This window comes from Wolbachia endosymbiont of Drosophila leontia, assembly GCF_028981785.1.
Classification (GTDB): domain Bacteria; phylum Pseudomonadota; class Alphaproteobacteria; order Rickettsiales; family Anaplasmataceae; genus Wolbachia; species Wolbachia pipientis.
This window is the reverse complement of the sequence record NZ_JAPQLK010000142.1, coordinates 9,175-11,881: the sequence shown is the minus strand read 5'-3', so window position 1 is coordinate 11,881 and position 2,707 is coordinate 9,175. Positions and strand designations below refer to the sequence as shown.

Here is a 2,707-nt window from a genome sequence, read left to right as displayed (position 1 = left end):
AAATGGCTATTTTATAATGAATTTTGTCAGTAGCCACCAGATTTTTTCAGTTCCTATGCAACAAAGCCCAGATGAATCCATTCTCTTTAGAAAATAGTGGTTGCGTGTATGCTGATTACAATGCAACTGCTCCAATTAGTGAAAATGTAAAAAAAAGTATATTTGAGGTCTTGTCAAAACAAACGCTCAATCCATCATCACTACATAAGAGAGGACAAGAAGCGAGGAAGATTCTTCAGGATGCAAGAGATAACGTACGTGGTGCTATTGGCGTTTCAAGTGATAAAGAAATAGTTTTTACGTCTGGTGCAACTGAAGCGAATAACCTTGTTATGAGAGGAATAGCAGGCTACCTGCATATAATTTCAGCTATAGAGCATCCTTCAATTCTTAATTCTGCATGTAATCCATATATAATACCTGTTAATCAGGAGGGCATTGTTGACTTTTTAGAGCTAGAAAAAATTCTAAGCGAACTTAAAGGAAACAAAGCAATAGTTTCAGTTATGATGGCAAATAACGAAACCGGAGTTATTCAACCTATTGAGGAAATAGCTAAAATAGTACACAAGTTTGGAGCAATTTGCCACACTGACACTGCTCAAAGTGTTGGGAAAATTAAAGTTAATATGGAAGATTTAGGAGTGGATTTACTCACTTTATCCGCCCATAAATTTGGCGGTGTAGCAGGCAGTGGAGTTTTAATATTCAACAAAGAACTTGCGATAGAACCTATTATAATAGGTGGTGGACAAGAGAAGGGATTTCGTGGTGGTACGGAAAATATTGTTGCAATTGCAGGCCTTTCTGCTGCACTGCAAAATATTCCAGATCTTTTATCAAAAATGGATGAAGTAAAGGAGCTACGCGATCAATTAGAGTGTGAATTATTAAATCTTGCCAGTGACATAAGAATCTTCGGTAAAAACTCTAAGAGGCTGCCAAACACAAGTTTTATTTATATGCCAGGAGTAAAGAGTGATGTGCAGCTCATGCATTTTGACTTGAATTATATTGCAGTTAGTAATGGCTCCGCATGTTCTTCTGGAAAAGTTGAGCCTTCCCATGTTTTGCTTGCAATGGGGGCAACAAAAGAGCAAGCAGAGTGTTCAATTAGAATCAGTATAGGTCCAGAAACTAAACCACAAGACATAAAAAAAATAGTGGATTGTTGGTATAATATCTACAAGCAGAACTCCTTGGTATAGATAATACGTGGTATCATGCAGGCACTGGCCGAGCATTAGATGTAAAAAATTACTTTACAACCCCGCGGTATCTCTAGATCCCGCTAACAAGCAGCGGGATGACGGTTGTTAGGCTAGCTGTCATCCAAGTAGCTGACACTGGTTCCTTTATGACGGCAGTGCCCCTATGGTGTCATTCCAGTGCCCTGACTACTTGGATCTAGCAAGCTTTGCTTGCAAATAAGTCTAATACGTGTCGCGTTTTATGCCAAAACACAATTGGAGTTACATGCAAAATAGATCCCAGACTGGGATGACAAAAAAAGAGCACTGGAATGACACCATTTGCTGTGCAATTTACCTTCAAAAATGAATGTTCGTACAGCTATGGATTCATTCGCGGTATCTCACCATAGATCCCGCTGACAAGCAGCGGTATGACGGTTATCAGTAAACATGAATTACTTTAGCTATGCAATCAGGCTTCCTAAAAACACTTTGTAGCCAATCAATTCTTGAGTATAAAAAAAATTCCTTTAATAGTAAGGTATGCTAATCAGGAATTTAATAAAACGAGCAACTCAAGTAGGAAGCAGTGAAAATGCAATACGGTATGTCGAATATCTCTATCAATTTGAGAAGTTTAGAAACACATTAAACCTCACTTTGTCACTAATAAAGCAAAATAGGCTTTCGTTTGAGATATACCAAGAGGGATTAGTGGATATGGAAGAGGGAGTGTGTAAGACAATCAGGTCTTCCGGTGTAAATAGATATGTTATTGTACTGAGGAAGTCAAACCCATACATTATAGTGCATGAACTTTCACACATGGTTGAAATTGAACTGAACTTAAATTTGGAGCAGGAATTCCTCCATAAAGTTTACCAGGATATTGAGCAGAACCTAAAGCAAGCAAATATTCTTGTGCAGAAAATTATCGGCCAAGTTATATTTAAGGAGATACAGGCTTATCAAACTGCAAAATCACGTGCATCTGAATTATTTGCACGCTATTTTGAGCTATTTGCTTGGGCGCAGGAGGTTTACCCTAAAGATAAAGAATACTTAATCCGCACTCAAGACTTAAACAAAGTGTTCCTTGCTACTGACCAATGGAAAAAGAGCTACCTTGATTCACAAATGATGGAGAGAATAGATAAGGAAATCAAGGAATACAGCAATAAAACTGCCACTAAAGACGTAACCAAAGTGCAAAGCAGTTGGACTAATAAATTTTCTCCTGGGGGCAAAAAAATTAGCTCTATATTTGGAGATGATGATTAGCTTATAGTGCAGGCCAGACGTCATACCGTGATTCATTCTTTTGGTGTACGAACATTGCAATTTGCAGGTAATTTGAGTAGTAGATGGTGTCATTCCAGTGCTTGACACTGGAATGGCTTTGTTGCATCGCTAGCTATGATGGATTAAAGATAAAAAAGATAGCGAATATCAGTAGCTTATTATTCTGGTATTTATAACAAGAACGGTCAATGAATACCTAAATTTGAGTAAAA

3 protein-coding genes are annotated in these 2,707 nt (G+C 37.8%); 2 read left to right on the top strand and 1 reads right to left on the bottom strand.

Annotated features, from left to right (window positions below):
• Nucleotides 1-71: 71 nt before the first annotated feature.
• Together OZD63_RS05390 and OZD63_RS05385 are read left to right on the top strand one after the other, a co-directional pair.
• Entirely contained in the window at nt 72-1,208 is a 1,137-nt protein-coding gene (locus OZD63_RS05390) for a cysteine desulfurase family protein (protein WP_038248900.1), read from the top strand.
• A 528-nt stretch (nt 1,209-1,736) separates the two neighbouring features.
• Nucleotides 1,737-2,474, top strand: a complete 738-nt coding sequence (locus OZD63_RS05385; protein ID WP_275008316.1) for a WD_0702 family putative metalloprotease — start codon at nt 1,737-1,739, stop codon at nt 2,472-2,474.
• A 1-nt stretch (nt 2,475) separates the two neighbouring features.
• Here the strand turns inward: OZD63_RS05385 and OZD63_RS05380 are convergent, their stop codons facing one another.
• Nucleotides 2,476-2,601 carry a hypothetical protein gene (locus OZD63_RS05380; RefSeq protein ID WP_275008315.1) on the bottom strand — a complete coding sequence of 42 codons (126 nt, stop codon included), beginning with the start codon at nt 2,599-2,601 and terminating at the stop codon, nt 2,476-2,478.
• Nucleotides 2,602-2,707 lie beyond the last annotated feature (106 nt).

What these genes read in the sequence shown, in the direction of transcription:
- OZD63_RS05380 (WP_275008315.1), bottom strand. Translation starts at nt 2,601, where the DNA reads ATGCAACAAAGCCATTCCAGTGTCAAGCACTGGAATGACACCATCTAC.
- OZD63_RS05385 (WP_275008316.1), top strand. Translation starts at nt 1,737, where the DNA reads ATGCTAATCAGGAATTTAATAAAACGAGCAACTCAAGTAGGAAGCAGT.
- OZD63_RS05390 (WP_038248900.1), top strand. Translation starts at nt 72, where the DNA reads ATGAATCCATTCTCTTTAGAAAATAGTGGTTGCGTGTATGCTGATTAC.